Here is a 23,883-nt window from a genome sequence, read left to right on the forward strand (position 1 = left end):
TCCGTAACGTCACTCGGATGACCAGGCGTTACGTGATGATCAGGTATTTCGCGGGGGCGACGATGGCCCGTGTCGGGGACGAGATGTCGGGACCGGCGTTGATGCTGGCGGGATACGCGGTCGCCGGCTCGGCCTCCGAAGCGGCGGCGCTGCTGGCGGGCATCACGGCCGCGGCGGCCGCAGGCGGCCCCTTGCTGGGCGCGGTGCTCGACAGACAGCGGCGGCCGGGACGGCTGCTGGCCGCCGCGCTCGCCCTCTACGCCGCCGGCGTCGCGGTGATCCTCGTGGGGCTCGGCAGGCTCCCGTTCACCGTCATCGTGCTGATCGCCGTCCTGACCGGCCTGCTGGGGCCGGCGCTGTCGGGCGGCTGGACGGGTCAGCTGCCGAGGGCGGCGGCAGCGGACCGGCTGCCACGGGCCAACGCGCTCGATGCCATGACCTTCGGCGTGGCGAGCCTGTCCGGTCCGGTCCTCGCCGGTGGTCTGGCCGAGGTGCTGGGGGCACCTGCAGCCGTCGTGGTGTCCGCGGCGCTCATCGGTTCGGCGGCACCGGCGGCGTGGACCCTGCCGGCGCGTACCGCGCGGGTACGGGAGCGGCAGCCCGGTGCGCTGATCGGTGACCTCGCCGCCGGAACGCGGGTCATCGTGGGCAATCCCCGGCTGGCGCGGGCGACCCTGGCCTCGGTCGTGTGCTGTGCCGCGCAGGGCATGCTGACGGCCTGCGTCCCGCTGCTGGGGGAACGAGTCCTCGGCGCGGCGGGGCGCGGCGCGCTGCTGCTGTCCTGCGCGGCCGTCTCGGCCCTGGTGGCCAACGCCGTAATCGCACGATTCCCGCAGTACGTCGCCCCAGACCCGGTCATCTGGGCCGGCGCCCTGATCCAGGCCGGCGCGTTCGCCCTGGCGGCGACAGGCCGCCCGGCCGTGCTCGTCGTGGCCCTGCTGCTGGCCGGGATCGGTGAAGGGCCGCAGCTCACCGCACTGTTCGCGATACGCCACCGGGAGGCTCCGGACCGTCTGCGCGGCCAGATCTTCACCACCGGCGCCAGCCTCAAGATCACCGCGTTCGCAACGGGCGCGGCGATCGCAGGTCCCCTGGCGACCTGGTCCCTTCCCGGCACACTGGCAACCGCAGCGGGCGTGGCGGCCTGCGCGGCGCCGGCCTTCTTCGCCGTACCACTGCACGCCGGCGAAGCGTCCGAAGAGACTTTCGGGCCAGGATGATCTGCGCTGTGGAGCGGGGGCGGCACAGCCGCCCGGAGTCACACACCGACCGCGCCGTCGATGCGTTCGCGGATCAGGTCGGCGTGTCCGTTGTGACGCGCGTACTCCTCGATCATGTGGATGAGCACCCAGCGCAGCGAGACCGTGCCGCGCCAGGGGTCGTGGCCCTCGATGTCGAGGTGTGAGGCCTCGGCGACGAACGCCTCCGCGAAGGCGACTTCCGCCCGCCAGGCCGCCCAGGACTCCGCGACGACCTCGGGGTCCGGGCCGGCGCCGTCGAAGTCGCCCTCGGGCACGTCCGCGGAGGAGAAGCGCAGTTCGACGTCGTGCCCGGCGAGCACGGCCCGGAACCAGCGGCGTTCCACGTCGGCCAGGTGCCGGACGAGGCCGAGCAGGGAGAGCGAGGAGGGGGACACGGACCGCAGGGCCAACTCCGGCCCCAGCCCGGAGCACTTCAGCTTCAGGGTGGCGCGCTGGGCGTCCAGCACGGCCACGAGCATGCTCCGTTCGTCACCGGTCGCGGGGCCGGTGAACCGGTGCTCGCTGCCGGTGCCGGTGAACAGTTCGATCCGTCGGTCGGGAATCTTCATGGCCACATCATGGGCGCCGGGCGACAGTCACCGAAACCCGCGGTGGGGTTCCGGTGTGCCCGCCTTCAACCCATTGATCACGACTCCGCACAGGACCTGGCCGGCCGTTGCGTCCAGCCGGGCGGTGAAATCCGACAGACTGCGCAGATACGACAGGCTGGGGCGGCCGGAGAGCCGGGTCTCGCCGACGACGGCGAACCCCGATCGGGCCAGTACGGCCCGCGATGCCGCATTGTCGAGGGTGGTCGCGGCACGGAGGGCCGTCAGCCCGTAGCGGTGGGCGGCCAGGTGGCAGATCTCCCGCACCGCCCAGGTGGCGAGCCCCCGGCCCGCGGCGCGTTCTGCGATCCGATACCCGAGGTCGGCGCCGCCGTCCGCGACGTCCACGAGATTGATCCGGCCCAGCACCTCGCTCCCTTCGTCCACCAGCACATGGAAGAAGCAGAGACCGGCCTCCTGCTCGGCGAGCAGGGCACGGAGCCGCTCGTCGAACCGGGCGAAGTAGTCGTCACCCCGGTCGGGGACGGACGCGGCGAAGTAGGCCCGGTTCTCCTGCTCGAAGGCGAACAATGCGGGGGCATGAGCCGGACGGAGCAGCTGCATCTCGGGCATGGACGGGAATATGGGCAAGTTGTACGTGTAAAACCATAACGATCTCGGCCCAGGCCTTGCGCGCCCACCGATCCGCCCTAGCCTCCGCACATGGCATTTCTTTCCAGTCGCCGCAGAAGGGCCCGCCTTGCTCCCGAACTCGATGACCAGGACCTGGGCAAGCTGCTGAAGTCACTTGTGGCGACCACCAGGACCGGCACCATCGCGACCACCGAACTGTGTGTGGCGCAGATGTCCCGCCTCCTGGCGCAGGACGCAGGCGACTGGGACCGCCGGACGCATCGTATGGACGTACTCGCGGGGTACCTCGTCGGATCGCATCTGCCGCGGTCGTGGGTCACGCGCGAGCCCCGCAATGTGGACGCACTCGTCCTGCAGGCCTGGACCCAGGTCGCGCAGGCCCGCGCACAGGGGCAGCTGGAGGACCCCGCCGGCGCCGTCGATGTCTGTCTGCGCGCCGCCGAACTCGCCCCGGAGGACCCCACTCCCTGGGTGGCCCTCCTCGCCGTGGCACGCCTGGACCGCCGGGAGCAGTCGCAGGTCTTCGGGCTGTGGAACGAGGTGCTCGCACGCGATCGCTGGAACCGCGAGGCCTATCTGAACATGCTGGCCTACCTCAGCCCGGACGAGGCCGGATCGCGCATCCAGGTCCTGGAGTTCGTGGACACCCTGCGCGCCCGCATGCCCGCCAACGCACCGTGCGTGGCGACCGAACTCACTGCCCAGGTCCACCAGTACCACGCCATCCTCGACCGCGGCGGGCTGGAGGCGCTGGTCGCCCGGAACCACTGGTCACAGCTCATGGCCACACAGGCCCTCGACCGCGCGGCGCACACCTGGACCCAGCCGGGGTTTCTGCGCCATGCCAAGGCGCTTGCCGACCTCAACCTCCTCGCCTACGCCCTGGTCGCCGCGGACCGGCGCGCCGAGGCGGGTTCCGTCTTCGAGCAGATCGGTGGCGTCGTCACCGCGTGGCCCTGGCAGACCGGCGGCGATCCGGTGACCGAGTTCGACCAGACCCGGCAGAGGGCCACGGCCGGTTTGTGAGTCGCGCTACCACCTCCTGATTCCTCGTCAATTCGCCGAACACCCTTGCGGTGACCGAAGCGGGAGAGTCAGATGCGCTGAATCGCCCCGTCCGGACCCCGTTGACACTTGTCGATGGGGGACGGGGCGATGTCGCCATGGCTCATTCGGCCGGGTCAGGCCGGGACTCCTCCGGGTTCGACGCCGCCGAATCGGACGCGGGGTTGAGGGTGTAGAAGACGGACGAGCCCTGCTTGGTGCGCTGGGCCGTGTTGCGGGCCACGAGGTTCTCCAGAGTGGTGCGGATGACCTTGGTCTGGATCTCCCGCTCGGGGTGTGCCTTGTCGAGCGCCTCGGTGACCTCCGCCGCGGAGCGGGGCTCCTGCTGTTCGGCGAGGTGGCGGCGGACCAGTTCGATGAGGGTGGGCTGGGCTGACTGGGTGGTTGCCTTCTTCGCCGAGGACTTCGTCGCCGCAGGCTTCTTGGCGGGCTGCTTCTTGCCCCCGGACTGCTCCGGAACCGCCTTCTTCGGCGATCGGCGCGTCCCGGACTCGGTGCCGGACTTCGTGCGCGGGGCGGGCACCACGGCGCCCTCGGCCGGGGCGGGCGCGCTCACCGGGGTGGCGACACCGAGTGCCTGCCGCATGTTCACCAGAATCGTCTGGTCGTGCTGAAGGGCGGCCAACTGCTCCTGAAGCGCCGAGATTTCGGCGGTGATGCGTTCCTGCTCCTTGACGTTGTGCTCGAGGTCGTTGGTCACCTGGCTGACGTACTGGGAGGTCAACTCGGTGACGGGGGCGGTGGGCTCAGGCATCTGTGGCTCCAATCGTGACTCTGGTGCGCTCCGTCGCCCGCGGTTGGGGCAGGCGGGGAGCGGGAGTTGTCCTGCGGGGTCCCCCGACACATGGATGATACGGATGGGCCGGCGGGTTTCCACTGAGTGAACCCTGTGCGTTGCGCCTCGGTGTGCCGTTCTTCCGTGTGCCGTCGCACCCCTGTGCCATCCCTGTCGCTCAACGTGTCTTGCGGGGGCCGCCCGGCGCGGGACACTTCCCATGGCTGGACGCGGCCGACCTGTGGCCCCGGATTCGGCCCGAATCCCGCCGCGCCAGCATCGCGATCATGGCGGACTGGGAGTTGCGTCCCGCATCGGCGGCGGACGTCGAGGCGGTGGCCGCGCTGCGGGCCGTGGTGCTCAGAGCGGACCTGGAGCGTCTCGGGCGGTACGGCGAGCACCGGGTGCGGCAGCGGCTGCGGGACGGGTTCGCACCGGAGCACACCTGGGTGATCGAGACGGGCGGTGTCCTGGCCGGATGCGTGGCGCTGCGGCCGGCGGACGACGCGCACCGGCTGGAGCATTTCTACCTGGACCCGAGCCTGCAGGGCCGGGGCATCGGATCGGCTGTGCTCCGGCTTCTGTTGGAGCGTTGCGACCGCGACGGCACCCGGATCCGGCTGAACGTGCTCCGGGGCAGCCGGGCCCGACGCCTCTACGAGCGGCACGGATTCGGGGTCGAGACCGAGGACTCCGTGGATGTGTTCATGGTCCGCGAGCCCACCTCCGCCCATGTGTCCGCAGGCCATGTCGGTGGCGCGAACGAAGAGCCATAGCCGCCGAAAGCCGAAAGCGTACGACGTGTCACCCGGCGCTCAGCTCCGCACCGGTGCCCGCTCGTCGAGGAGACCTGGCGCGACCAGGGAACGCCATCGCCGCCTGGAAGGGAGTCACACCATGTGCCTGGCACACGGCAGCGATCTTCCGTGCCTGCCGCAGTACCCCCGGTGAGGGCGGGGCATAGTCGAAGGACGCTCCCTCGGCGGGACGGGGTGCGGCGAGCAGGCCGGAGTTGAAGATCGGGGCGGCGAGGATGCCACAACTCCAGGCGGCGGTCGGCGTGTTCGCGGCGGTGTCGTCGTCGAGCGGTGCGAAGAGGTCGCCGAGGGGACCGCCGCCGTAGCCAGTTCCGTGACCTCCACCGCGCTGCGTCCCAGCCGGGTCGTCCTCATCCGCCCGGTCCTCCCTGTACCGCATTCACGCACGACCAACGGAGTGTCGCGCCGCCGGACCGGGCATTCCAGCCGCTTCCCTGCCTGGCACCGGCACCGGCACGTGGCCGCGCACGGAGACACCATGGGCCGGCGCGAGATCCGGCCGAAGAGGGCCGTAGCCTGACGCCCGTGACCACACCGACCGCACCGACGACCGCGTCGATCCTCGAACAGTTCGATCTCTGCGCGGACATGGCCGAGTTCCCGGATCTGCAGAACGGCTACTACTACCCCGTCGACACGCGGATCCACCTGTTCGGCGACGGCACGCGCTGGGCGATGGTCGCCGAGTTGCTGGGATACAACCCGCGCGTCGGGAACCTCACCGACGTCCTGCACTGCTTCGGCAACTGCCTGACCCGTGACGAGCCGGGTTTCGGGAGCTTCCTCGACCGGGTGGACAACATGGACGACATCGATCCCGACGGCGACGAGGTCTACGCAGGGGGAGTCCCGGTGGTCGTCCGGGGCAGGCCGCTGACGGTCGGCGCCGACACCGGTACGCCGCTGGAGGACGTGTTCCGCCGCCTGGTGCCCGCGCACAGGGACCTGCTGCTCGCGGACGCGGCGGAACTCAGGTCCGCCGTCCCCTCCGACCTGCCGGTGCTGCTGTGCCTGGACGAGTGGAACCAGCCGGAAGACCTCGCTGAGGTCATGCCGAGCGGCCATGAGACCTTCCGGCTGATCGCCGAGGTCCTGTCGTGCGGCGATCCGGAGCGCTACCGGCCCACGCTCCCGGCGAACACCCACTGGTCCCACTGGTCCGACGCGGGCACGCTGTAGTCCGGCCGCCGGGCCGACCTCGGCAGGTCGGTCCGGTGCCTACAGAGGGTTCTCGCGCAGCCAGGTCAGCACCTGCTGGGCGTGCTCGTTCGGCGGGAAGACCGGGTAGAAGACGTGCTCGACGACACCGCCGCGGAGCACGAGCGTCAGGCGCCTGAACAGCCGCATCCCCTCGACCTCGAACGTGGGCAGACCGAGCGCGTCGGCCACGCCGAGGGTGGGGTCGGAGAGCATGTCGAAGGGCAGTCCCAGCCGCTCCACGACCTCGTGCTGGTAGTCAATGTCCTGGCTGGACAGCCCGTAGACACGGCCCGCGCCGGCTTCGAGCAGGTCGTGGAAGTGGTCGCGGAAGCCGCATGACTCGGGTGTGCAGCCACGGGCTCCGGGAATCGAGTTCCAGCCCTCGGGAAGGTCCGTGCCCGGGCGGCCGGTGAGCGGGTAGACATAGACGACCGTGCGCCGTGGGCCTAGCCGGTCCAGGCGGACCGTTCGGCCCGCCGTGTCGAGCAGGGCGAGACCAGGCACCTTCACGCCGGGGAGATGGGCCGCCGCACCGTCGTCCTCAGGGACGGGCAGATCCGCGGGCAGTGTCAGATGGTCCAGGCGTCCGGTGCCGCTTTCCTCGGCCGGTGTGCCATCGCTGCCCCGGTGAGCGGCCGCGTTCAGGTTGGCGATCAGCGTCGCGCGGCGGGCGGTCAGGGACTCGATGCGCCCGGTGAGTTCGTCGATGGCCTCGCGGTAGCTCGCGAGCGAGGCGGGACAGTCGTCCGCGTGCGCCCGTCCGGCGGCCAGGCACTCGAGGAAGGGCCGGGTGCGCTCGACGGGGATACCGAGCCGGTGGAGCGTCCTGATCTCCCGTACGAGGCGTACGTCGTCCTCGCCGTAGTCCCGGTAGCCATTGGGCAGGCGCTCGGGTGTGATCAGCCCCAGTGACTCGTAGTACCGCACCGCTTTGGTCGTCACACCGGCCTCACGTGCCAGCTCACTGATCCTCATGCGTTCACCTCGCTCACACGCTAAACCCTGCCCTCAGCGGCAAGGTCAAGGCGTTCCGAGGCGCGGGACGGTGGCCGACGGGGTTCTCGGACCCCTCCACCGCCCCGGGTGTGCCGTCACAGGAGGGTCTCCCCGGTAGCGAGGCGGCCGCGTGAAGGATGCGGGCGCCGACCACGGCGACAGGGCGGAGAACCGAGCGGCCACGAAGCGACAGCACGAGCCGTACCTCCCAGCGGCCGTCACCGTACGGCCGGGGCACCGCCCACAGTGTGGGCCTCGGTGAGTCGGTGCCCCAGCCGAGCCTCGAACGATGTGCCGGAGCATCGCCGTTCCGCCGCCTCCCACCACGCCCGCAGAGCGACACGGGCATCGCCGTGCGCCCGCTGCGGCGACGCCCAGCGGCACCGTCCTCGACGGGTCAGGAGGAGTCACGCGCCAGTTGCCGCAGGACGTCCAGGGCCTCCTCGGCGCGGTCGTAGGGCACGAAGAGGTGGTCGTGGTGGAAGCCGGCGACGACGTTGCAGCTCAGCTCCGCGTCGGCGAGGGCCCGGGAGACAGCGGCGGTCAGCCCCACCGATGCCAGCGCGGAATGGACCCGTAGGGTGATCCATCCGGCCACATAGTCGTACGCCATCCCCGCCGCGTCCGCGTCCGCTTGGGACACGACGAGGGTCAGGCCCTCCTGTTCGGCCACCGTCACCACCGGGGTGACACCGGACGGCACGCCGCCCTCCGCCATGGTGAAGACATAGCGGCCCGGATTCAGTTCCGGACGCATGTCGCTGAGCAGTGTCTGCAGATCAGTCTCGCCGGTCACGGCCCCACCCTACGGGCCGACCGGCCGCTCGCCTCGGAGGCGGGCGGTCCCGGTCATGGCGTCGCCGTCGCCTCCCGGTGGCGACCAGAGGCATGCCGGTGTGCCGGCGGTCGTGCCGTCGCTGATGTGGAGGACCGCGTCCACCGCGTCGAACGTCGCCCGGTCGAGCGGGAGTAGCCCTGCCGGGGATGTGTGTCCGTCCGCGTGTGGGCGGCCGGGGGAGCGGTGGCCGCCTCCAATCCCCAGGTGGGTATACGGCTCTGGAGGAGGCCCTCGTAGATGTCAGGGGCGGGGTCCTGAAGCCCGAGGGCCTCGCTGCGCCCCAGACTGCCGGCGACACAGACGTACCGCTCGCCCAGCAGGGACGCCACGATGGCACCGGCGCAGAACCACTCGGCGCCCCGGTCGCCCAGTTGCCAGATGCTGAGATTCCGCTGCAGATGGAGGTTGTGCGCGAACAGCAGGGTCGCACCTCGCCTGTCCTCGGTGCTCCGGATGTCCAGGAGGTTCTGCGCCATGAGCGCGTCCCGGGCGGCGAGCAGGCCGGCGATCCGGGGACTCGGCTCCAGGGGCCGTGCCGACTGCCTGTGGTAGCGCAGCAGGCCGAGGCCGGCGGTGAGATGGGTCCTGGCCCTGAACCACTCGTCGCGTGAGGTCGCCGCGATCAGTTCCGGGGCGCGTGCGTGGAGCGTGGTGAGCATGTCGTCCGCGATCGACCGCAGCCTCTCGGCCTCAGCCAGCGGCGCCGGGTGACACTGCGGGGTTTCTCCCCCACGCCGACCGGCACCGGGCCGAGGCCGCCGTCCGCGAGGTGAGCCGGCTCGATGCGCAGTGCGCTGGGGAGACGAAGACCGGCATCGGGGTGGACGAGGTCCGCACCGAGTTCGAGTTCCTGCCGGTGGGGGAGGCGGCCGTCGCAGGCATCGGCCCGGTGGCGATCGGCAGCTATGGCCGGGGCGTCGAGCCCGGCGATGTGCCGATCGCCCTTCTCCTGCCGTAGGCACTCGGCGTCCCGGCACCCGGGGCGACGAAGTCCCGTCAGGCGCCGGCGGCAGGGGCGTGGAAGTAGTGGCCCTTGTCGAGGTCTTCGAGGAGACCCGGCTGGGTCGGCTTCCAGCCCAGCAGTTCGCGGGTCAGCGTGCTCGACGCCGGAAGGCCGAGGCCGATGAAGCCGGCCATCCAGCCGAAGTGCCCGGCCCCCTCCTCGGCTGCCACGGAGACCACCGGCACGTCGAGGTGCCGGCCGATCACCTCGGCGACGTCACGGATCGCGACGCCCTCCTCCGCGACCCCGTGGAGCACCGATCCGGCCGGGGCCTGCTCGACCGCCAGACGGAACAGATGCGCGGCGTCGAGGCGATGGACGGCCGGCCAGCGGTTGTCACCGTCTCCGATGTAACCGGAGACGCCCTTCTCGCGGGCGATGGCGACCAGTGTCGCCATGAATCCGTTGTCCCCCTCGCCGTGACAGGTCGGCGAGAGCCGTACCACGGAGGAGCGGATGCCGCGCGAGGCGAACGCCAGCACCTCCTGTGCGGTGGTGGCGCGGATCGAGACCGTCGAGCCGTCGAACGCGGCCCTGTCCTGTTCGGTCGCCACCCGCCCGGGTGCGAGACCGGCCAGGCCGGAGGCGAGGACGAAGGGCCGGTCGCTGCCGGCGAGCGCCTCGCCGAAGACGTCGACGGCGCGGCGGTCGGCCTCGGCGGCGCCCTGGAAATCGCCGCTGAAGGCGATGTCGTGCTTGAAGGCGAGGTGGATCACCCCGTCCGACGCGGCGGCCGCGTCCCGCAGCAGGTCGAGGTCGTCGACCGTGCCGCGGACGACCTCCACGCCCGCCGCGGTGAGCGCGGTGGCCGAGGAGTCGGAGCGGGCGAGCCCGACGACCTGGTGACCCGCCCCGATGAGCTCGGGTACGACGGCGGATCCGATCCAGCCGGAAGCGCCGGTGACGAAGATGCGCATGAGGAGACCCCAGACTTTCGATGTCAGTGACTGTCATAGACGCTACACCTGATGTCAGCCTCTGTCATCACGTAAGATCTCGGCATGGGTAGATGGGAGCCGGACGCGCGCGGACGCCTGGCGAAGGCCGCGCTGGAGCTCTACGCCGAGCACGGGTACGAGCAGACCACCGTGGCGGAGATCGCCAAGCGGGCCGGGCTCACGGAACGGACCTTCTTCCGGCACTACGCCGACAAGCGCGAGGTGCTCTTCGCCGGCGCGGGCGAGCTGGAGGACCTGTTCGTCCGGGCGGTCGCCGGCGCTCCGCAGACCGCGGTCCCGCTCGACGCCCTGACGGTCGGGCTCGACGCCGTCGCAGAGTTGTTCGCCGACCGGCGCGAGTTCGCACGCCGGCGGCAGGCCGTGATCACGGCGAACGCGGAACTCCAGGAGCGCGAGCTGATCAAGCTCGCGTCGTTGGCGGCCGCGCTCGCCGACACATTGCGCGGCCGCGGCATCCCGGCGCCCACCGCGAGTCTGGCCGCCGAGGCTGCCGTCGCCGTCTTCAAGGTCGCCTTCGAACGCTGGATCGCACCGGGCGAGGAACGCGCCATGCAGCAGCTGATCCGGGAGTCACTGACCGAACTGAAGGCTGTGACCTCGGGCGTCTAGGCCACGCACGGCAACCGGTGCTGCCCGGCCCGGTCGTGCGCGCGACCGAACCGCCCCGTCGGCGCAGGGCAGTTCGGCCGCTCGTGCGCGAGGGATCAGCGGTAGCAGGTGGTGATGCCCGGATGCCAGAGGCAGGCGATGCCGGCGAAACCGCCGTTCGCGGTGATGTCGAAGGAGAACGCGTCGCCGCCGCGCAGAACTCACCGGTCTTCGACCGTACGGTCCTTGCGCTGCACGAAGTGGAACCCCCATGACAGATCGGCCTGTTCGGTGACGATACCGAGGGACGACGGCTCGATGACCGTACCGGATCTCGCCCTGATCAGTGGAACAGCCACGGGAATCCTCCCTCCTGGACGGCGGCTACGGCAGGCCCCATGCCGCGCCCGGCTCGCTGACGGCGACGGGCGCGATGACGAGGTCGGGCCGGGCACCGGAGTGCACAAGCACCTCGCGGCCCTCGGGCAGGTCGATGGCGAGGGTGCCGTCGCCCAGGTCCCGGGTGCGGGCCGGGGTGCCGTCGTCCAGCACCGCGGTGAGGGTCCCGCTCAGACCGTGCCGGAGCCTCAGCGGCTCGCCCGCCAGGCTCCTGACCCGGATGAACCGGGTGGCCCCCGCCTTGCGCACGGCACTGACCAGGAAGGCGCCCTGGGTACGGAAGTTGTGCAGGGTCACATCCTTCCAGGCGGACGGAACGGCCGGGAACACCCGGACCACACCGCCCCAGCTCTGGCAGAACATGTCGTGCAGCGACTGGGAGGCGGACAGCGGCGTCTCGATCACCGGACCGGCCTCGGTGTAGTGGGTGTTGGCGCGGCACGGGTACCGGGTGCTGGGGTCGAAGAACTTCCGCAGGTAGCCGATCGCGGTGTCACCGTCCCCGGTCATCGCGTAGATCGAGGCGGCGCCGGTGTAGCTGTAGCCCCGGTGGGCTCCGGTCAGCGCGTGCCAGTGGACCACCGACTTCGTGATCAGGTCGCGGTTCTCGGGCTGGTCCCAGTTGACGAGGTGGAGCGGGTACACCATGAGCAGGTGCGAGTAGTGCCGGTGGCACTGGGCGTACGGGGTGTCGGCGCCGATCATGAAGCCGTTGTCGTCGACCGGGTACGGCGTGAGCCGGGCCAGCACCTCCTGCCAGCGCGGCGTCAACTCGTCGTCGATCCCCAGCAGTTGCGCCGAGTCAAGGAGCGTCTGGCAGCCCCAGCGGATCAGGGCCAGGTCGTAGTTGGTGTCCTGCGGCGGTACGACGGGATATTCCGGTGAGAGTGTGCTCGGCAGGTGGAGCTTGCCGTCGCTGCCCGGGTTGAGGAAGTGCAGGTAGTAGTTGATCGTCCGGCGCAGTAGGGGGTAGACCGTGTCGCGCAGCAGGGAGGTGTCCATGGAGTGCCGATACGACAGCCACACGTTGTGCAGCGCCCACGTGAGGTCGCCGGTCTCGGCTCCGGTGCCCGGTTGTCCCACCTCGCGGTCGCAGAACATGTCGGAGCTGCGGCCGATGCCGGAGCCGTCCGAGCGGTAGGCGGCGGGCACGTTGGCGGTGAGCTGTTCCTGGCTCTGGCGCAACGTGCTGGCGAGCGAGTCGAGTTCGGGGTGGTTGAAGCCCTGGATGAGCCAGTACTCCAGCTGGACGTTGAGGTTCCACCAGACCGCCGGCCAGGGCGTGGGCTCCAGCCACGGCCCGGAGGTGGCCATCACGGGGCCGCCCGCGCGGCTCGCGGAGGCGACCTTGTAGAGCTGGATCCAGTGGAAGCTCTGCAGCCGCTGGTCGGGGAACGACACAAAGCTCTTCCGGTAGAACGCGTGCCACCAGCCGGTGTGCCGGCGCCGCAGGACGCCGTACGACGGCGCGCGCCGGAGGTTGCGCAGCGAGTCGGCCTCGGCGGCGGTGGACGAGGGGAAGCTGTGGCCGACGCTGAGCAGGAGGTCGTCGCCGGAGCGGCGGTAGGAGGTCGCGGTCTGGCCGCCGCCGGTCAGCGGCTGGAGCACCTGTGCGGTGCCGTCCGCGGTGGTCCGGGTGGTCCAGGGCGGGTTGCCGGTGTAGCCGGCGGGCGGAGCCTCCTGGATCTTGCGGGGGCTGATGGCCTCCTCGGGGTGGAACGTCCAGGTGACCTTCTCGCCGCCGGCCGCCGTCACGCGGGCGGCGAAGACCTCGTCGTGGATGAGCGCGGAGAGGGTGAGGGTGCCGGCGGTGGTGGTGACGGTGCCGGTGAGTTCGGCGTTCCACAGGCTCAGTCGCCAGTCGACGGCGGTGATGGTGCCGACCGGATCGAGCGTGAGATGCCCGACCGGCAGCCGGCAGGTGCCCCAGCCGCTGCCGAACTCGGGCCGGTGGTCCTGGACTCGGCCGTGCTGCACGGTGAAACGGATCCGGTTGGCGCCCGGCTCCTGGTAGACCATGCTGCCGAGCAGCCCGTCCCCGAGGAACGGGCCCTCGTACCAGAGCGTCGGCAGCCTGGTCCACAGCAGGTCCTGGCCGCGCAGGAACTCGTCCCACGCGCTGCCGGAGGTCATGGTGTCGCGGAGTCTCCAGGGCCGGCCGGCGCCTTCGCCGCTCGATCCGGCGCCACCGGACGGCACCGTCCCTGCGGACTGTGCGGCGCGGGCCGTCCCGGGCAGCGCCGCCACGGCCGCCCCGCCCAGCGCGGTACCGAGTACGGATCTGCGGGGAACCGGCGAGCGCTTCTCCGGCTGCGAGGTCATCGTGGTCCTCCAAACCTGACGGTTCATCGAAACATCGGGTGTATCGGGGACCGTAGGGATGGCTCAGGCGCGTGTCAATGAATTCGACAGCCGCTACTGGTCAACACATCCGATGTATATGGCGCGTTGTCGGGTCGTCAGCTCGGGCAGCGGCCGAGATTCGGTAACGGGTCCGGGTCGGGCTTCAGCCGGGCGATGAGCAAGCCTGACATTCGGATAACGATCTACCGACAATCAGCACATCCATTCATGGGGCATACATACGATCCTGCGCATGAACAGAGCTGTGAAGATCGGCATAGCCGGTACCTGCACCGCGCTGCTCGCTCTTGGGGGAATCGGTACGTACAACATCCTGCACGGCCTGACCTCGGGCTCGGCAGGCGGCAATGACTCCCGGGACGCGCGCGCTTTCGACCCGTCGGCGCTGTCCAGCACGCCCCCGTCGGACGCCGAGGCGGTGAAGCGGGCCCGTGCGTTCCTGGACGACTGGTCCCGGCAGCGCCTGGACGGCGCGGCGGGGGACACCGACGTGGCCGCTACGGCCGCGCAGGCGCTGCGGGGCTACGCGGACGGCCTGCACCTGAAGAAGTTGTCGTTCGGTCACATCGTGTCGGTGGGTCCCTCGTCGGTGACGCAGGGCGCCACCAAGGTCACCTTCGACGTGACCGCCCAGGTCGCGGGCGGCACCTGGAGCTACCCGAGCGCGGTGGCCGTGCTGAAGAGCAAGAACGGCCGGACGGCGGTCCACTGGAACAGTTCGGTGCTCTATCCGGGCCTGAGCGACGGCCAGTCGCTGACCGCGGGCGAGCTGCCGGCCGGCGCGGGCGGCACGAAGGTCGTGGCGAGCGACGGCAAGACCGATCTCTCCGGCTTTGCGTCACTGCGGGACATCGCGGCCACGATCGGCAAGAACGCGAAGCCCACGGGTGGCACCCCCGGAACGGGTGTGGCCGTCGTCGACTCCGGCGGCGCGGGCGTGAAGACGCTGAAGGTCTTCTCCAAGGGCCGCCCCGCGGTCGTCGGGACCACCATCGACGCCGGTCTCCAGGCAGTGGCCGAGCGCGCCGTGAAGGATGCCCACCTTCAGCAGAAGCCCGCCGGCACCGTCGCGCTGGACTGGCGCAACGGCCACATCCTGGCGATCGCCCACTCGGGCGACGACGGCGACATCGCCGTCAACGGCATCAAGTCCCCCGGCTCCACGATGAAGATCATCACCTCGGCGGCCCTCTTCGACAAGGCGGGTCTCGATCCGAGCAGCCCGGCGCCGTGCAAGGACTCGCTGATGGCCAACAGCCAGTTGTTCCACAACGACTCCGGCGTGCGGGCCGACCCCGGCTCCTCCCTCGCCCAGGCGTTCACGGTGTCCTGCAACACGTCCTTCATCAAGGACGGCTTCCACTACCTCGTGCACGACGGCGACGCCTCCGCGCTGCACGACGAGGCGGTGAACGTCTTCGGCATGGGCAGCTGGTCCATCGGCGGGGGAGTCGCCACCACGGACCCGAGCATTCCGCCGGACGTCCAGGGCGGCGACCAGGCTGCCCAGTTCATCGGCCAGGGCAAGGTCACCGCCACGCCCCTGTTCATGGCGTCCGTGGCGGCCACCGTCCGGGGCGCCGGCTTCGAGCAGCCGGTCATCCTGCCGGGACAGCACCAGGAGACGGCGTCCCGGCCCATCTCCGCCCGCACGGCCGGCTATCTGCAGTCGATGATGCGCAACGTGGCCACCAGCGGTACGGCGGCACCGCGCCTGGGCGGGCTGGTGGGTGTCGGCGCCAAGACCGGCACCGCGGAGGAAGGCGACCATACCAACGGCTGGCTGACGGCCTACAACTCCCGCATCTCGGCCGCGGCGCTCGTCGAGGGCGGCAGCTCGGGCGTGGACTCGGCGGGGTATGTCGTACGACGGCTGCTGACCGGCAGCTGAATCGTGACCCCCGGCGGGAGGGCGCCCCTTCCTGCCGGGGAGCGGTGTCCTCGGCGGCGCTCGGTGTGCCGCCGCCGGCGGGCGTTGTCGTCCCGCCGGTCACTCACTCAAGTGAAGCGGCGCACGCCCTGCACGCGCTGGTCGTCGCTCGCCGCGTCGGTGACCGCGCCCTCGCGGACCACGCTGTCGCCGACGATGATGCTCCCGGCCGGGTGAGCTTCAGGGACCACTCCAGGTACTCCGGGTTGGAGGGCCGGCCCCGCGGATCGTCGCCTTCGTGCCCGGCGTCGTCACCGCCGACGTGGAGGCGGTGTGCAAGGCCGCGAACGAGTCGCTCCCCTGCTACGAGAGGTTCCCGTCCTACCGGCGCGTGATCGAGCTGTCCGGCGGCACCCGGGCGGTCGACCTCGCGGTCATCGGCGACGAGGAGACCGTCGCCGCCGAGGTTCGGCGCTACGGCGAGGCCGGGGCGACGGTGGTGGTCTTCACGGCGACCGATCTGGGCGGCGAGGCCGACCAGCGGCATACCTGGAATCCGCTCGGCGCGCCGGCGGACGGCTGAGCCGCCTCGCGTCAGGACGGCGGTGCGGTGAAGTGCGTGACCGGGCGTGCGAGGCGCTCACCGTCCACGGTGATGTCCACGGCTTCGTTGTAGAAGGCGAGCAGCCCCTTGACCGCGCCCACCGCGGGCAGCGGCTCGGGGTAGCTCCACACGATGTCGGGCGGAACGTCCGCCTCGCCTCGCTCCCCGTGCCAGGACCAGTACTCGGCGGTGCCCTTGTAGGGGCAGCCGGTGTGGTGGTCGGTGGGGCGGAACAGGTCGAGGCGGACGTCCTCGCGGGGGAGGTAGTAGCGGGTGGGCAGGCCGGTCTCGAACAGGAGCACCGGACGGCGGGTGTCGGCGACGACCCGCCCGCCGATCTCGACGACGACATGCCGGCTGCTGGGCAGGGCGTCGACCCGTTTGTGCGGGTCGCGCGGGTGGACGAAGATCTCCTCTTCCTCCTCGTACCAGTGGTCCAGGCCCCGGCCGGTGCGCTCGAACCACTCGAAGGCGATGTGGCCGGCCAGATCGGCGGCGGGAAATGTCCATGCCGCGTTCTCCAGCAGCTCGCTGTCCACTTCGAGGTCGTAGAAGACCGTCGACCCGGTATGCGCCCCGGCCGGCGGGTTCCTCGCCGGCCGCAGCAGGTCCTCGCGGATCTCCGCACGCGGGAAGGCGTACAGCGGCACGGGGACGCCGGGCTCCCACACCAGCACGGGGTGGCGGCTGTCGACAACGGTGACATCGCCCTTCCGGCCGCGCACCCAGCGCTCACTGGGCTCCCAGAGAAGCCCTTCCGGGGTGGTGCGCGGGGACTGGGCGGTGCTGAGCGTGGCCATGACCGGATCTCCGGAGGGGGGTGTCTTCCGTGGCGGTTCCATGGTTTCGCGTACGGGGGCCGCTTACCAGGCGGGAGTGAAAAGAGGCTCACACGGTTGCCCGTCGGGCTATGCATGGGCATGCGGAATGATGCATACTCTTCCTATGTCCAAGGTCCTCACTTCCCTTCCGGTCGGCGAGCGCGTCGGCATCGCCTTCTCCGGCGGCCTCGACACCTCGGTCGCCGTCGCGTGGATGCGCGACAAGGGCGCCGTCCCGTGCACCTACACCGCCGACATCGGCCAGTACGACGAGCCCGACATCGCCTCGGTCCCCGGCCGTGCGACGGCCTACGGTGCCGAGATCGCGCGCCTGGTCGACTGCCGTGCGGCCCTGGTCGAGGAGGGACTGGCCGCGCTCGCCTGCGGCGCGTTCCACATCCGCTCGGGCGGCCGTGCCTACTTCAACACCACGCCCCTCGGCCGCGCCGTCACCGGCACCCTCCTGGTCCGTGCGATGCTCGAGGACGACGTGCAGATCTGGGGCGACGGCTCCACCTTCAAGGGCAACGACATCGAGCGGTTCTACCGCTACGGTCTGCTCGCCAACCCGCACCTGCGGATCTACAAGCCCTGGCTGGACTCGGACTTCGTGACCGAGCTGGGCGGCCGCAAGGAGATGTCCGAGTGGCTGCTCGCGCACGGGCTGCCCTACCGCGACAGCACGGAGAAGGCGTACTCGACCGACGCCAACATCTGGGGCGCCACCCACGAGGCCAAGACCCTGGAGCACCTGGACACCGGTGTCGAGACCGTCGAGCCGATCATGGGCGTGCGGTTCTGGGACCCCACGGTCGAGATCCCCGCCGAGGACGTCACGATCGGCTTCGACCAGGGCCGCCCGGTGACGGTCAACGGCAAGGAGTTCGCCTCGCCGGTCGAGCTGGTCATGGAGGCGAACGCCATCGGCGGCCGGCACGGCCTCGGCATGTCGGACCAGATCGAGAACCGGATCATCGAGGCCAAGAGCCGCGGCATCTACGAGGCCCCCGGCATGGCCCTGCTGCACGCCGCCTACGAGCGCCTCGTCAACGCGATCCACAACGAGGACACCCTCGCCCAGTACCACAACGAGGGCCGCAAGCTCGGCCGCCTCATGTACGAGGGCCGCTGGCTGGACCCGCAGGCGCTCATGATCCGCGAGTCGCTGCAGCGCTGGGTCGGCGCCGCGGTCACCGGCGAGGTGACGCTGCGGCTGCGGCGCGGTGAGGACTACTCGATCCTCGACACCACGGGCCCGGCGTTCAGCTACCACCCGGACAAGCTCTCCATGGAGCGCACCGAGGACTCCGCGTTCGGCCCGTCGGACCGTATCGGCCAGCTCACCATGCGCAACCTCGACATCGCCGACTCCCGCGCGCGCCTCGAGCAGTACGCCGGTCTCGGCATGGTCGGCACCGAGCACCCGGCCCTGATCGGTGCGGCCCAGGCCGCCTCCACCGGCCTGATCGGCGCCATGCCGCAGGGCGGCGCCGAGGCGATCGCCTCCCGCGGCGAGATCTCGGAGGAGGACGAGGCCCTGGACCGCGCCGCGATGGAATCCGGCACGGACTGACCCCGCTCACCGGCCGCACACCCCTTGGGCAGCGGGCCCCGTCGGACACCACCGACGGGGCCCGTCGTCGTACGCCGCCCGTCTGAGAACCCGGACGCATGGGGCTCGACGAGTGCACGGAGACGGAGCCCGGTTGCGGAACCGCCGCCGATCCCGGCAGCGTCTCCCGAGCCTCTCGTACCCTGTGTCCCGTGCCGTCCCCCCGTCTGCAACGCGTCGCCGTCCTGGTCCTCGAAGGCGCCAAACCGCTCGATGTCGGGATCCCCGCGCAGGTGTTCACGACGCGGGCGAGCATGCCGTACGAGGTGCGGGTGTGCGGGGCGGAGCCCGGGCTGGTGGCGGGCGGTGACGGGCTGTCGTACCACGTCGCCGACGGGCTCGACGCACTCGCGTGGGCGGACATCGTCTTCATCCCCGGATACCGGTTCCCGGACCGCGAGGATCCGCCCCGGTCCGTCGTCGAGGCACTGCTCGCCGCCCACGCCCGGGGCACCCGGCTCGCGGCCATCTCGACCGGGGCCTTCGCGCTCGCGGCCACGGGACTGCTCGACGGCAAGCGGGCGACGACGCACTGGCACTACGCGCGGGCCCTCGCCGCGAAGCACCCGCTGGTCCGGGTCGACGAGAACGTTCTCTTCGTCGACGAGGGCAGCGTGCTGACCTCGGCCGGCGCCGCCTCCGGTATCGATCTGTGCCTGCACATCCTGCGCAAGGACCTAGGGGTCGCCGTGTCGAACCACGCGGCACGCCGCCTGGTCGCAGCGCCCTACCGCAGCGGAGGCCAGGCCCAGTACGTGCCGCGCAGTGTGCCCGAGCCGCTCGGCGAGCGGTTCGCCGCGACCCGCGAGTGGGCGCTGCACCGCCTCGGCGAGCCCCTCACCCTCACGGTGCTCGCCCGGCACGCCGCCGTCTCCCCGCGCACGCTCTCCCGGCGTTTCGTCGAGGACACCGGATACACGCCCATGCAGTGGGTGATGCGCGCCCGCATCGACCTGGCCCGCGAACTGCTCGAACGTTCCGAGCGCAGCATTGAGCAGATCGCCGCCGACGTCGGCCTCGGCACCGGCACGAATCTGCGGACCCACTTCCAGCAGATCCTCGGCACCACACCGAGCGAATACCGGCGCACCTTCACCCAGGGCGAATAGCCCCTGGCGCTCCCTGGCGCGATCCTTGCGAACCATGGCGCTCTCGACACGGTCATGCGCGCCGGCGGCACGCGACGCTGGTGGGGAAACGAGGGGAACCGAAGGGACACCACCCATGACTCGCATCGCCATCAACGGATTTGGCCGTATCGGACGCAACGTGCTGCGCGCACTGCTCGAACGCGGCAGCGCCCTGGAGGTCGTCGCCGTGAACGACCTCACCGAGCCCGCGACCCTCGCGCGGCTGCTCGCCTACGACACCACGGCCGGCCGGCTCGGCCGACCCGTGACCGTCGACGGGGACGCCCTCGTCGTCGACGGCCGCCGTATCAGGGTGCTCGCCGAACGCGAGCCCGCGCAGCTGCCGTGGGCCGAACTCGGCGTGGATGTCGTCCTGGAGGCGACCGGCCGCTTCACCTCGGCCAAGGCCGCCCGGGCCCACCTCGACGCCGGCGCGAAGAAGGTGCTCGTGAGCGCGCCGTCCGACGGAGCCGACGTCACGCTCGCCTACGGGGTCAACACCGACGCGTACGACCCGGAGCTGCACACGATCGTCTCCAACGCCTCCTGCACCACCAACGCGCTCGCCCCGCTGGCCGCCGTGCTGGACGAACTCGCCGGGATCGAGCACGGGTTCATGACGACCGTGCACGCCTATACCCAGGAGCAGAACCTGCAGGACGGCCCGCACCGCGACGCCCGCCGGGCCCGCGCCGCCGCCGTCAACATCGTGCCCACCACGACGGGTGCGGCCAAGGCGATCGGCCTGGTGCTGCCGAACCTCGACGGCAAGCTGTCGGGCGACTCGATCCGCGTCCCCGTCCCGGTCGGCTCGATCGTGGAGCTCAACACGACCGTCGCACGTGACGTGACCCGCGACGACGTCCTGGCCGCGTACCGCGCCGCGGCACAGGGCCCGCTCGCCGGCATCCTGGAGTACTCGGACGACCCGCTCGTGTCGTCCGACATCACCGGCAATCCGGCCTCGTCGATCTTCGACTCGGCCCTCACCCGCGTCGACGGCCGGCACATCAAGGTGGTCGCCTGGTACGACAACGAGTGGGGCTTCTCCAACCGCGTGATCGACACGCTCGAACTCCTCGCCGGGCACTGACCGGAGACCGGGAGCGGACCACGCCGTCCGCTCCCGGTGCCGCACCTCTCGCGAGAAGGACCAGGTCAGCGGCTTGACATGGTGGCAACACCCTGGGACTTCCTGGGGAAAGCCCCCCATCCGGTACGGTGCCTGACCGGCTGTCGCGGGTGAACGGGCCCGCCGAGACTCGACGGCATGACGATCTCCCCGCAAGCCCCGGTCGCGTCCGGCACGCCCACCGCCCCTTCCCGTACGTCCGATGCCGGAGCCGGCAGCGACTTCGCCCGGCTGTCCCGGCGTGTCGCCGCGGCGGGTCTGATGAAGCGGCGCCCCGGCTACTACACGGCACGGCTCGGCCTGGTGACCGCGCTGCTGGCGGCGGGCTGGGGCGCCTTCCTCGTGCTCGGCGACACCTGGTGGCAGCTGGCGGTGGCGGCCTTCCTGGCCCTCGTTTTCGGTCAAGTTGCCCTGGTGGCCCATGACTTGGCGCACCGCCAGGTCTTCCGGCGCGGCCGGCCGAGCGAGACCTGGGGCCGGCTCTTCGGTAATCTCGGCATCGGTATGAGCTACGGCTGGTGGATGAACAAGCACACCCGCCACCACGCCAACCCCAACCACGAGGAACTCGACCCGGATGTCGCCCCGGACATCCTGGTGTGGTCCACCGCCCAGGCCCGCAACAGTCGTGGCCTCGCCCGTCTCATCGGAGGACACCAGGCCTGGCTGTTCTTCCCCCTGCTGACGCTGGAGGGCTTCAACCTGCACGTCGCGAGCGTGCGGGCGCTGCGCTCGCCCGCCACGAAACACCGGGTCCTGGAGGGCGGCCTGCTCCTCCTTCACCTCGCGGCCTGTGTGTCCGCGCTGTTCCTGGTGCTCTCGCCCGGCAAGGCGGTCGCATTCCTCTTCGTGCACCAGTGTCTCTTCGGTGTCTACCTCGGCTGCACCTTCGCACCGAACCACAAGGGCATGCCCACGTTCACCGGCGACGAACGACCCGACTTCCTGCGCCGCCAGGTCCTCACCTCCCGCAACGTACGCGGCGGCCGGCTCACCGACGTGATGCTCGGCGGGCTCAACTACCAGATCGAGCACCACCTGTTCCCGAGCATGCCCACCCCCCATCTGCGGCGGGCCCAGATCATCGTCCGCGACTACTGCGCGGAGATCGGCGTGCCGTACCACGAGACCGGCCTGATCCGGTCCTACCGCGAGGCCCTCACCCATATGCACCGGGTGGGAGAACCGATCAGGCGCCAGCGCAGGGCATCCTGATGTGTCCATGGCGAGGGTCAGGGATTGGCCGTACGGCGCTCAGCTCCACGGCGTGACCAGCCCCGCCTCGTACGCGGCGATCACGAGCTGCACCCGGTCCCGGGCGTCGAGTTTGCTGAGCAGCCGGGAGACATGTGACTTGGCGGTGGCCACCGTGATGAAGAGGTCTGCCGCGATCTCGGTGTTGGACCGCCCGCGTCCGACCAGGGTCAGCACTTCCCGTTCCCGCTCGGTGATGCCCTCGGGCAGTCGGGCGGAGCGCCGCGGTGTGGCCGCCCGGTGTTCGACGAAGTCCGCGATCAGACGGCGTGTCACACTCGGCGCGATCAGTGCGTCACCGGCGGCGACCACGCGGATCGCGCCGAGGATGTCGTCCAGGGCCATGTCCTTGACGGCGAAGCCACTGGCCCCGGCCCGGAGCGCGCCGTAGACATGGTCGTCCTCGTCGAACGTGGTGAGGATCAGCACGCGGGTCGACGCGTCGCCGGCCGTGATCCGGCGCGTGGCCTCGATGCCGTCCATGCCGGGCATCCGGATGTCCATGACCACCACGTCGGGTCCGGTCTCCCGGACCCGCTGGACGGCCTCCTCACCGGTTGCGGCCTCGCCGACGACCTCCAGATCGGGGTGGTCGGCCATGAGGACCCGCAGACCGGACCGCACGAGTTGCTGGTCGTCGGCGAGGACGATCCGCACGCTCATCGGGTGTCCGCCGAGACGCCGGCAGGTTCGGGCAGCGGCAGCCGGGCCACCACCCGGAAGCCGCCCTCGGCACGAGGGCCCGCGCTGAACCGGCCGTGCAGCAGGGCGACCCGCTCCCGCATGCCGACGATGCCGAAGCCGTGGCCCGCGCCGTCCCCGGGGACACCACGCCCGTCGTCGACGACCTCCACGGACAGCTCCTCGTTCCCGTAGTCGATGGCGACCGTGCAGTGCCCGGTGCCCGCATGACGGACCACGTTGGTCAGCGCCTCCTGCACGATACGGTAGGCCGACAGCTCGACGTCGGGCGGCAGCGGCCGCCGCTCCCCGCTGGCGCGCACCTCGACACGTACCCCGGCCTCCGCCGTCACCGCCGCCAGACGTTCGACGTCCGCGAGACCGGGTGAGGGAGCGAGCGGAGCCTGCCCTGCCGGCGCGGTGTCCGGTTCGGCCTGGCGGAGCGCCACCAGGGTGCGCCGCAGGCCGGACAAGGTCTGTCTGCTGGTGCTCTCGATGGCCCGCAGGGCGTCGCGGGCCGCATCGGGTTGGGTGTGGATGACCCGGCTGCCCACCCCCGCCTGGATGGCGATGATGCCGACGGAGTGCGCGATCATGTCGTGCAACTCCCTTGCTATCCGTAGCCGTTCGGCGGTGACCGCCTCGGCCACCTCCTGTGCGCGCAGCGCCACCGCGTGCTCACGGCGCTCGCGGCTCAGCAGCCCGAGCATGCACGACGCCGCCATCGTCAGAAGGCCGATCACACCGTCGACGATCACGGCCGGGCCGTGTGCGAAGAGGCCGATCGCCATGAACTGGACGACGAAAGCCAGAGACACGGCGCCGATGGAGACCCGGCGCCTGCACGTGGCGACGATGTACCCCAGGACGAGGTCCGCCGCCAGATACGACAGGAACTGACCCTGATAGAACAGGGTCAGGCTCACCCGGTTGGAGCGCTGAGGGACGACCACCACGGAGGTGGCACCGAGAAGCGTCAGCAGCAGGGCCGTCAGCGGCGTCCGGCGCAGCACCCCCACGAGCAGGGCCACCCCCGGCAGCGATCCGACGGCGACAAGAGGGCCCGAGTCCCGGGGCGCGCCCCCTACCAGGACCAGCAGCAGGAGGACGTACAGAACGCCACCCGCCCAGGCCGTGAGCGTCGCGCTCGTCCCCGCACGTGCGTGGTTCCGGCGGTCCCGTGGCGCTGCGAAGGACGCGGCGGCAGCCGGGGGGTCGGTGGTGGTCATGCCGCGAGCCTAACCAGCCGCCCGAAGCCGCGGCATCGGCCCCGGGACGTACACCCGTGGGCCAATCCGCCGTGCGCGTTTGCCACCCACGGCTTCATGCCC

25 protein-coding genes and 1 pseudogene are annotated in these 23,883 nt (G+C 71.0%); 12 read left to right on the plus strand and 14 right to left on the minus strand.

Features of this window, described 5'->3' with window-relative positions; translation table 11 throughout:
* The first annotated feature begins 17 nt into the window (after nucleotides 1-17).
* Complete coding sequence (locus ACWCQS_RS05890; RefSeq protein ID WP_451003295.1) at nucleotides 18-1,220, plus strand: MFS transporter; 1,203 nt, start codon at nucleotides 18-20, stop codon at nucleotides 1,218-1,220.
* Nucleotides 1,221-1,258: 38 nt separating this feature from the next.
* Here ACWCQS_RS05890 and ACWCQS_RS05895 read toward each other — a convergent pair whose 3' ends face one another.
* Both ACWCQS_RS05895 and ACWCQS_RS05900 read right to left on the minus strand, forming a co-directional pair.
* Nucleotides 1,259-1,810 carry a mycothiol transferase gene (locus tag ACWCQS_RS05895; protein WP_451003296.1) on the minus strand — a complete coding sequence of 184 codons (552 nt, stop codon included), beginning with the start codon at nucleotides 1,808-1,810 and terminating at the stop codon, nucleotides 1,259-1,261.
* Between the two features lie 27 nt (nucleotides 1,811-1,837).
* Nucleotides 1,838-2,422: a GNAT family N-acetyltransferase gene (locus ACWCQS_RS05900; protein ID WP_451003297.1), complete on the minus strand. Its 585-nt coding sequence runs from the start codon at nucleotides 2,420-2,422 to the stop codon at nucleotides 1,838-1,840.
* A gap of 90 nt (nucleotides 2,423-2,512) precedes the next feature.
* Between ACWCQS_RS05900 and ACWCQS_RS05905 the strand changes: the two genes are divergently transcribed.
* Entirely contained in the window at nucleotides 2,513-3,469 is a 957-nt protein-coding gene (locus tag ACWCQS_RS05905) for a hypothetical protein (protein ID WP_451003298.1), read from the plus strand.
* Nucleotides 3,470-3,611: 142 nt separating this feature from the next.
* Here the strand turns inward: ACWCQS_RS05905 and ACWCQS_RS05910 are convergent, their stop codons facing one another.
* Complete coding sequence (locus ACWCQS_RS05910; RefSeq protein WP_451003299.1) at nucleotides 3,612-4,262, minus strand: hypothetical protein; 651 nt, start codon at nucleotides 4,260-4,262, stop codon at nucleotides 3,612-3,614.
* A 308-nt stretch (nucleotides 4,263-4,570) separates the two neighbouring features.
* Between ACWCQS_RS05910 and ACWCQS_RS05915 the strand changes: the two genes are divergently transcribed.
* A complete protein-coding gene (locus ACWCQS_RS05915) occupies nucleotides 4,571-5,059 on the plus strand; it encodes a GNAT family N-acetyltransferase (protein WP_451003300.1) in 489 nt (162 codons plus the stop codon).
* A gap of 28 nt (nucleotides 5,060-5,087) precedes the next feature.
* Here the strand turns inward: ACWCQS_RS05915 and ACWCQS_RS05920 are convergent, their stop codons facing one another.
* Entirely contained in the window at nucleotides 5,088-5,480 is a 393-nt protein-coding gene (locus ACWCQS_RS05920) for a hypothetical protein (RefSeq protein WP_451003301.1), read from the minus strand.
* Between the two features lie 146 nt (nucleotides 5,481-5,626).
* On the opposite strand from ACWCQS_RS05920, the gene ACWCQS_RS05925 reads away from it, so the two are divergent.
* Nucleotides 5,627-6,280, plus strand: coding sequence for a DUF7003 family protein (locus ACWCQS_RS05925; RefSeq protein WP_451003302.1), 654 nt, complete (start codon nucleotides 5,627-5,629; stop codon nucleotides 6,278-6,280).
* 39 nt (nucleotides 6,281-6,319) lie between these two features.
* Here ACWCQS_RS05925 and ACWCQS_RS05930 read toward each other — a convergent pair whose 3' ends face one another.
* The 3 genes from ACWCQS_RS05930 to ACWCQS_RS05940 all read right to left on the minus strand — a co-directional run bounded on the left by ACWCQS_RS05930 (nucleotide 6,320) and on the right by ACWCQS_RS05940 (nucleotide 8,794).
* Nucleotides 6,320-7,276 carry a MerR family transcriptional regulator gene (locus ACWCQS_RS05930; protein WP_451003303.1) on the minus strand — a complete coding sequence of 319 codons (957 nt, stop codon included), beginning with the start codon at nucleotides 7,274-7,276 and terminating at the stop codon, nucleotides 6,320-6,322.
* Between the two features lie 418 nt (nucleotides 7,277-7,694).
* A complete protein-coding gene (locus ACWCQS_RS05935) occupies nucleotides 7,695-8,093 on the minus strand; it encodes an ACT domain-containing protein (protein WP_451003304.1) in 399 nt (132 codons plus the stop codon).
* Nucleotides 8,094-8,146: 53 nt separating this feature from the next.
* Nucleotides 8,147-8,794, minus strand: coding sequence for an erythromycin esterase family protein (locus ACWCQS_RS05940; protein ID WP_451003305.1), 648 nt, complete (start codon nucleotides 8,792-8,794; stop codon nucleotides 8,147-8,149).
* Between the two features lie 110 nt (nucleotides 8,795-8,904).
* On the opposite strand from ACWCQS_RS05940, the gene ACWCQS_RS05945 reads away from it, so the two are divergent.
* Nucleotides 8,905-9,093, plus strand: a complete 189-nt coding sequence (locus ACWCQS_RS05945) for a hypothetical protein (protein ID WP_451003306.1) — start codon at nucleotides 8,905-8,907, stop codon at nucleotides 9,091-9,093.
* 38 nt (nucleotides 9,094-9,131) lie between these two features.
* Here ACWCQS_RS05945 and ACWCQS_RS05950 read toward each other — a convergent pair whose 3' ends face one another.
* The gene (locus ACWCQS_RS05950; RefSeq protein ID WP_451003307.1) at nucleotides 9,132-10,055 is read right to left on the minus strand and encodes an SDR family oxidoreductase; all 924 of its coding nucleotides are present in this window, start codon (nucleotides 10,053-10,055) and stop codon (nucleotides 9,132-9,134) included.
* Nucleotides 10,056-10,139: 84 nt separating this feature from the next.
* Between ACWCQS_RS05950 and ACWCQS_RS05955 the strand changes: the two genes are divergently transcribed.
* Nucleotides 10,140-10,706, plus strand: coding sequence for a TetR/AcrR family transcriptional regulator (locus ACWCQS_RS05955; RefSeq protein WP_451003308.1), 567 nt, complete (start codon nucleotides 10,140-10,142; stop codon nucleotides 10,704-10,706).
* A gap of 200 nt (nucleotides 10,707-10,906) precedes the next feature.
* Here the strand turns inward: ACWCQS_RS05955 and ACWCQS_RS05960 are convergent, their stop codons facing one another.
* Nucleotides 10,907-11,044, minus strand: a complete 138-nt coding sequence (locus ACWCQS_RS05960; RefSeq protein WP_451003309.1) for a hypothetical protein — start codon at nucleotides 11,042-11,044, stop codon at nucleotides 10,907-10,909.
* 25 nt (nucleotides 11,045-11,069) lie between these two features.
* The gene (locus ACWCQS_RS05965; RefSeq protein WP_451003310.1) at nucleotides 11,070-13,406 is read right to left on the minus strand and encodes a glycosyl hydrolase family 95 catalytic domain-containing protein; all 2,337 of its coding nucleotides are present in this window, start codon (nucleotides 13,404-13,406) and stop codon (nucleotides 11,070-11,072) included.
* A 274-nt stretch (nucleotides 13,407-13,680) separates the two neighbouring features.
* Between ACWCQS_RS05965 and ACWCQS_RS05970 the strand changes: the two genes are divergently transcribed.
* The gene (locus ACWCQS_RS05970; protein ID WP_451003311.1) at nucleotides 13,681-15,339 is read left to right on the plus strand and encodes a penicillin-binding transpeptidase domain-containing protein; all 1,659 of its coding nucleotides are present in this window, start codon (nucleotides 13,681-13,683) and stop codon (nucleotides 15,337-15,339) included.
* A 107-nt stretch (nucleotides 15,340-15,446) separates the two neighbouring features.
* On the opposite strand, the gene ACWCQS_RS05975 is transcribed toward ACWCQS_RS05970, so the two are convergent.
* Nucleotides 15,447-15,569 (minus strand): hypothetical protein, encoded by a 123-nt coding sequence (locus tag ACWCQS_RS05975; protein ID WP_451003312.1) that lies wholly within the window; start codon nucleotides 15,567-15,569, stop codon nucleotides 15,447-15,449.
* Nucleotides 15,570-15,586: 17 nt separating this feature from the next.
* Here ACWCQS_RS05975 and ACWCQS_RS05980 point away from each other — a divergent pair.
* Nucleotides 15,587-15,901: pseudogene (locus tag ACWCQS_RS05980) on the plus strand (LLM class F420-dependent oxidoreductase); the annotation flags it as partial.
* Nucleotides 15,902-15,912: 11 nt separating this feature from the next.
* Here the strand turns inward: ACWCQS_RS05980 and ACWCQS_RS05985 are convergent.
* Entirely contained in the window at nucleotides 15,913-16,722 is an 810-nt protein-coding gene (locus tag ACWCQS_RS05985; RefSeq protein ID WP_451003313.1) for a DUF427 domain-containing protein, read from the minus strand.
* Nucleotides 16,723-16,867: 145 nt separating this feature from the next.
* Here ACWCQS_RS05985 and argG point away from each other — a divergent pair, with 145 nt between their 5' ends.
* From argG to ACWCQS_RS06005, 4 genes are all read left to right on the plus strand, one after another.
* Entirely contained in the window at nucleotides 16,868-18,316 is a 1,449-nt protein-coding gene (gene argG / locus ACWCQS_RS05990; protein WP_388631465.1) for an argininosuccinate synthase, read from the plus strand.
* A gap of 191 nt (nucleotides 18,317-18,507) precedes the next feature.
* Nucleotides 18,508-19,464: a GlxA family transcriptional regulator gene (locus ACWCQS_RS05995; RefSeq protein WP_388631462.1), complete on the plus strand. Its 957-nt coding sequence runs from the start codon at nucleotides 18,508-18,510 to the stop codon at nucleotides 19,462-19,464.
* Between the two features lie 115 nt (nucleotides 19,465-19,579).
* Complete coding sequence (gene gap, locus ACWCQS_RS06000; protein ID WP_388631459.1) at nucleotides 19,580-20,578, plus strand: type I glyceraldehyde-3-phosphate dehydrogenase; 999 nt, start codon at nucleotides 19,580-19,582, stop codon at nucleotides 20,576-20,578.
* A 177-nt stretch (nucleotides 20,579-20,755) separates the two neighbouring features.
* Nucleotides 20,756-21,832, plus strand: a complete 1,077-nt coding sequence (locus ACWCQS_RS06005; protein WP_451003314.1) for a fatty acid desaturase family protein — start codon at nucleotides 20,756-20,758, stop codon at nucleotides 21,830-21,832.
* 39 nt (nucleotides 21,833-21,871) lie between these two features.
* Here the strand turns inward: ACWCQS_RS06005 and ACWCQS_RS06010 are convergent, their stop codons facing one another.
* Together ACWCQS_RS06010 and ACWCQS_RS06015 are read right to left on the minus strand one after the other, a co-directional pair.
* Nucleotides 21,872-22,534, minus strand: a complete 663-nt coding sequence (locus ACWCQS_RS06010; protein WP_451003315.1) for a response regulator — start codon at nucleotides 22,532-22,534, stop codon at nucleotides 21,872-21,874.
* Nucleotides 22,531-23,781 (minus strand): sensor histidine kinase, encoded by a 1,251-nt coding sequence (locus ACWCQS_RS06015; protein WP_451003316.1) that lies wholly within the window; start codon nucleotides 23,779-23,781, stop codon nucleotides 22,531-22,533. Before ACWCQS_RS06015 ends, ACWCQS_RS06010 begins: the two co-directional genes overlap by 4 nt.
* Nucleotides 23,782-23,883: the final 102 nt, after the last annotated feature.

The organism is Streptomyces sp. NPDC002076, assembly GCF_053593835.1.

Bases quoted from the DNA above. Each gene is read 5' to 3' on its own strand.
- ACWCQS_RS05890 (WP_451003295.1), top strand. From the start codon at position 18: ATGACCAGGCGTTACGTGATGATCAGGTATTTCGCGGGGGCGACGATG.
- ACWCQS_RS05895 (WP_451003296.1), bottom strand. From the start codon at position 1,810: ATGAAGATTCCCGACCGACGGATCGAACTGTTCACCGGCACCGGCAGC.
- ACWCQS_RS05900 (WP_451003297.1), bottom strand. From the start codon at position 2,422: ATGCCCGAGATGCAGCTGCTCCGTCCGGCTCATGCCCCCGCATTGTTC.
- ACWCQS_RS05905 (WP_451003298.1), top strand. From the start codon at position 2,513: ATGGCATTTCTTTCCAGTCGCCGCAGAAGGGCCCGCCTTGCTCCCGAA.
- ACWCQS_RS05910 (WP_451003299.1), bottom strand. From the start codon at position 4,262: ATGCCTGAGCCCACCGCCCCCGTCACCGAGTTGACCTCCCAGTACGTC.
- ACWCQS_RS05915 (WP_451003300.1), top strand. From the start codon at position 4,571: ATGGCGGACTGGGAGTTGCGTCCCGCATCGGCGGCGGACGTCGAGGCG.
- ACWCQS_RS05920 (WP_451003301.1), bottom strand. From the start codon at position 5,480: ATGCGGTACAGGGAGGACCGGGCGGATGAGGACGACCCGGCTGGGACG.
- ACWCQS_RS05930 (WP_451003303.1), bottom strand. From the start codon at position 7,276: ATGAGGATCAGTGAGCTGGCACGTGAGGCCGGTGTGACGACCAAAGCG.
- ACWCQS_RS05940 (WP_451003305.1), bottom strand. From the start codon at position 8,794: ATGCTCACCACGCTCCACGCACGCGCCCCGGAACTGATCGCGGCGACC.
- ACWCQS_RS05950 (WP_451003307.1), bottom strand. From the start codon at position 10,055: ATGCGCATCTTCGTCACCGGCGCTTCCGGCTGGATCGGATCCGCCGTC.
- ACWCQS_RS05955 (WP_451003308.1), top strand. From the start codon at position 10,140: ATGGGTAGATGGGAGCCGGACGCGCGCGGACGCCTGGCGAAGGCCGCG.
- ACWCQS_RS05965 (WP_451003310.1), bottom strand. From the start codon at position 13,406: ATGACCTCGCAGCCGGAGAAGCGCTCGCCGGTTCCCCGCAGATCCGTA.
- ACWCQS_RS05970 (WP_451003311.1), top strand. From the start codon at position 13,681: ATGAACAGAGCTGTGAAGATCGGCATAGCCGGTACCTGCACCGCGCTG.
- ACWCQS_RS05985 (WP_451003313.1), bottom strand. From the start codon at position 16,722: ATGGCCACGCTCAGCACCGCCCAGTCCCCGCGCACCACCCCGGAAGGG.
- argG (WP_388631465.1), top strand. From the start codon at position 16,868: ATGTCCAAGGTCCTCACTTCCCTTCCGGTCGGCGAGCGCGTCGGCATC.
- gap (WP_388631459.1), top strand. From the start codon at position 19,580: ATGACTCGCATCGCCATCAACGGATTTGGCCGTATCGGACGCAACGTG.
- ACWCQS_RS06005 (WP_451003314.1), top strand. From the start codon at position 20,756: ATGACGATCTCCCCGCAAGCCCCGGTCGCGTCCGGCACGCCCACCGCC.
- ACWCQS_RS06010 (WP_451003315.1), bottom strand. From the start codon at position 22,534: ATGAGCGTGCGGATCGTCCTCGCCGACGACCAGCAACTCGTGCGGTCC.
- ACWCQS_RS06015 (WP_451003316.1), bottom strand. From the start codon at position 23,781: ATGACCACCACCGACCCCCCGGCTGCCGCCGCGTCCTTCGCAGCGCCA.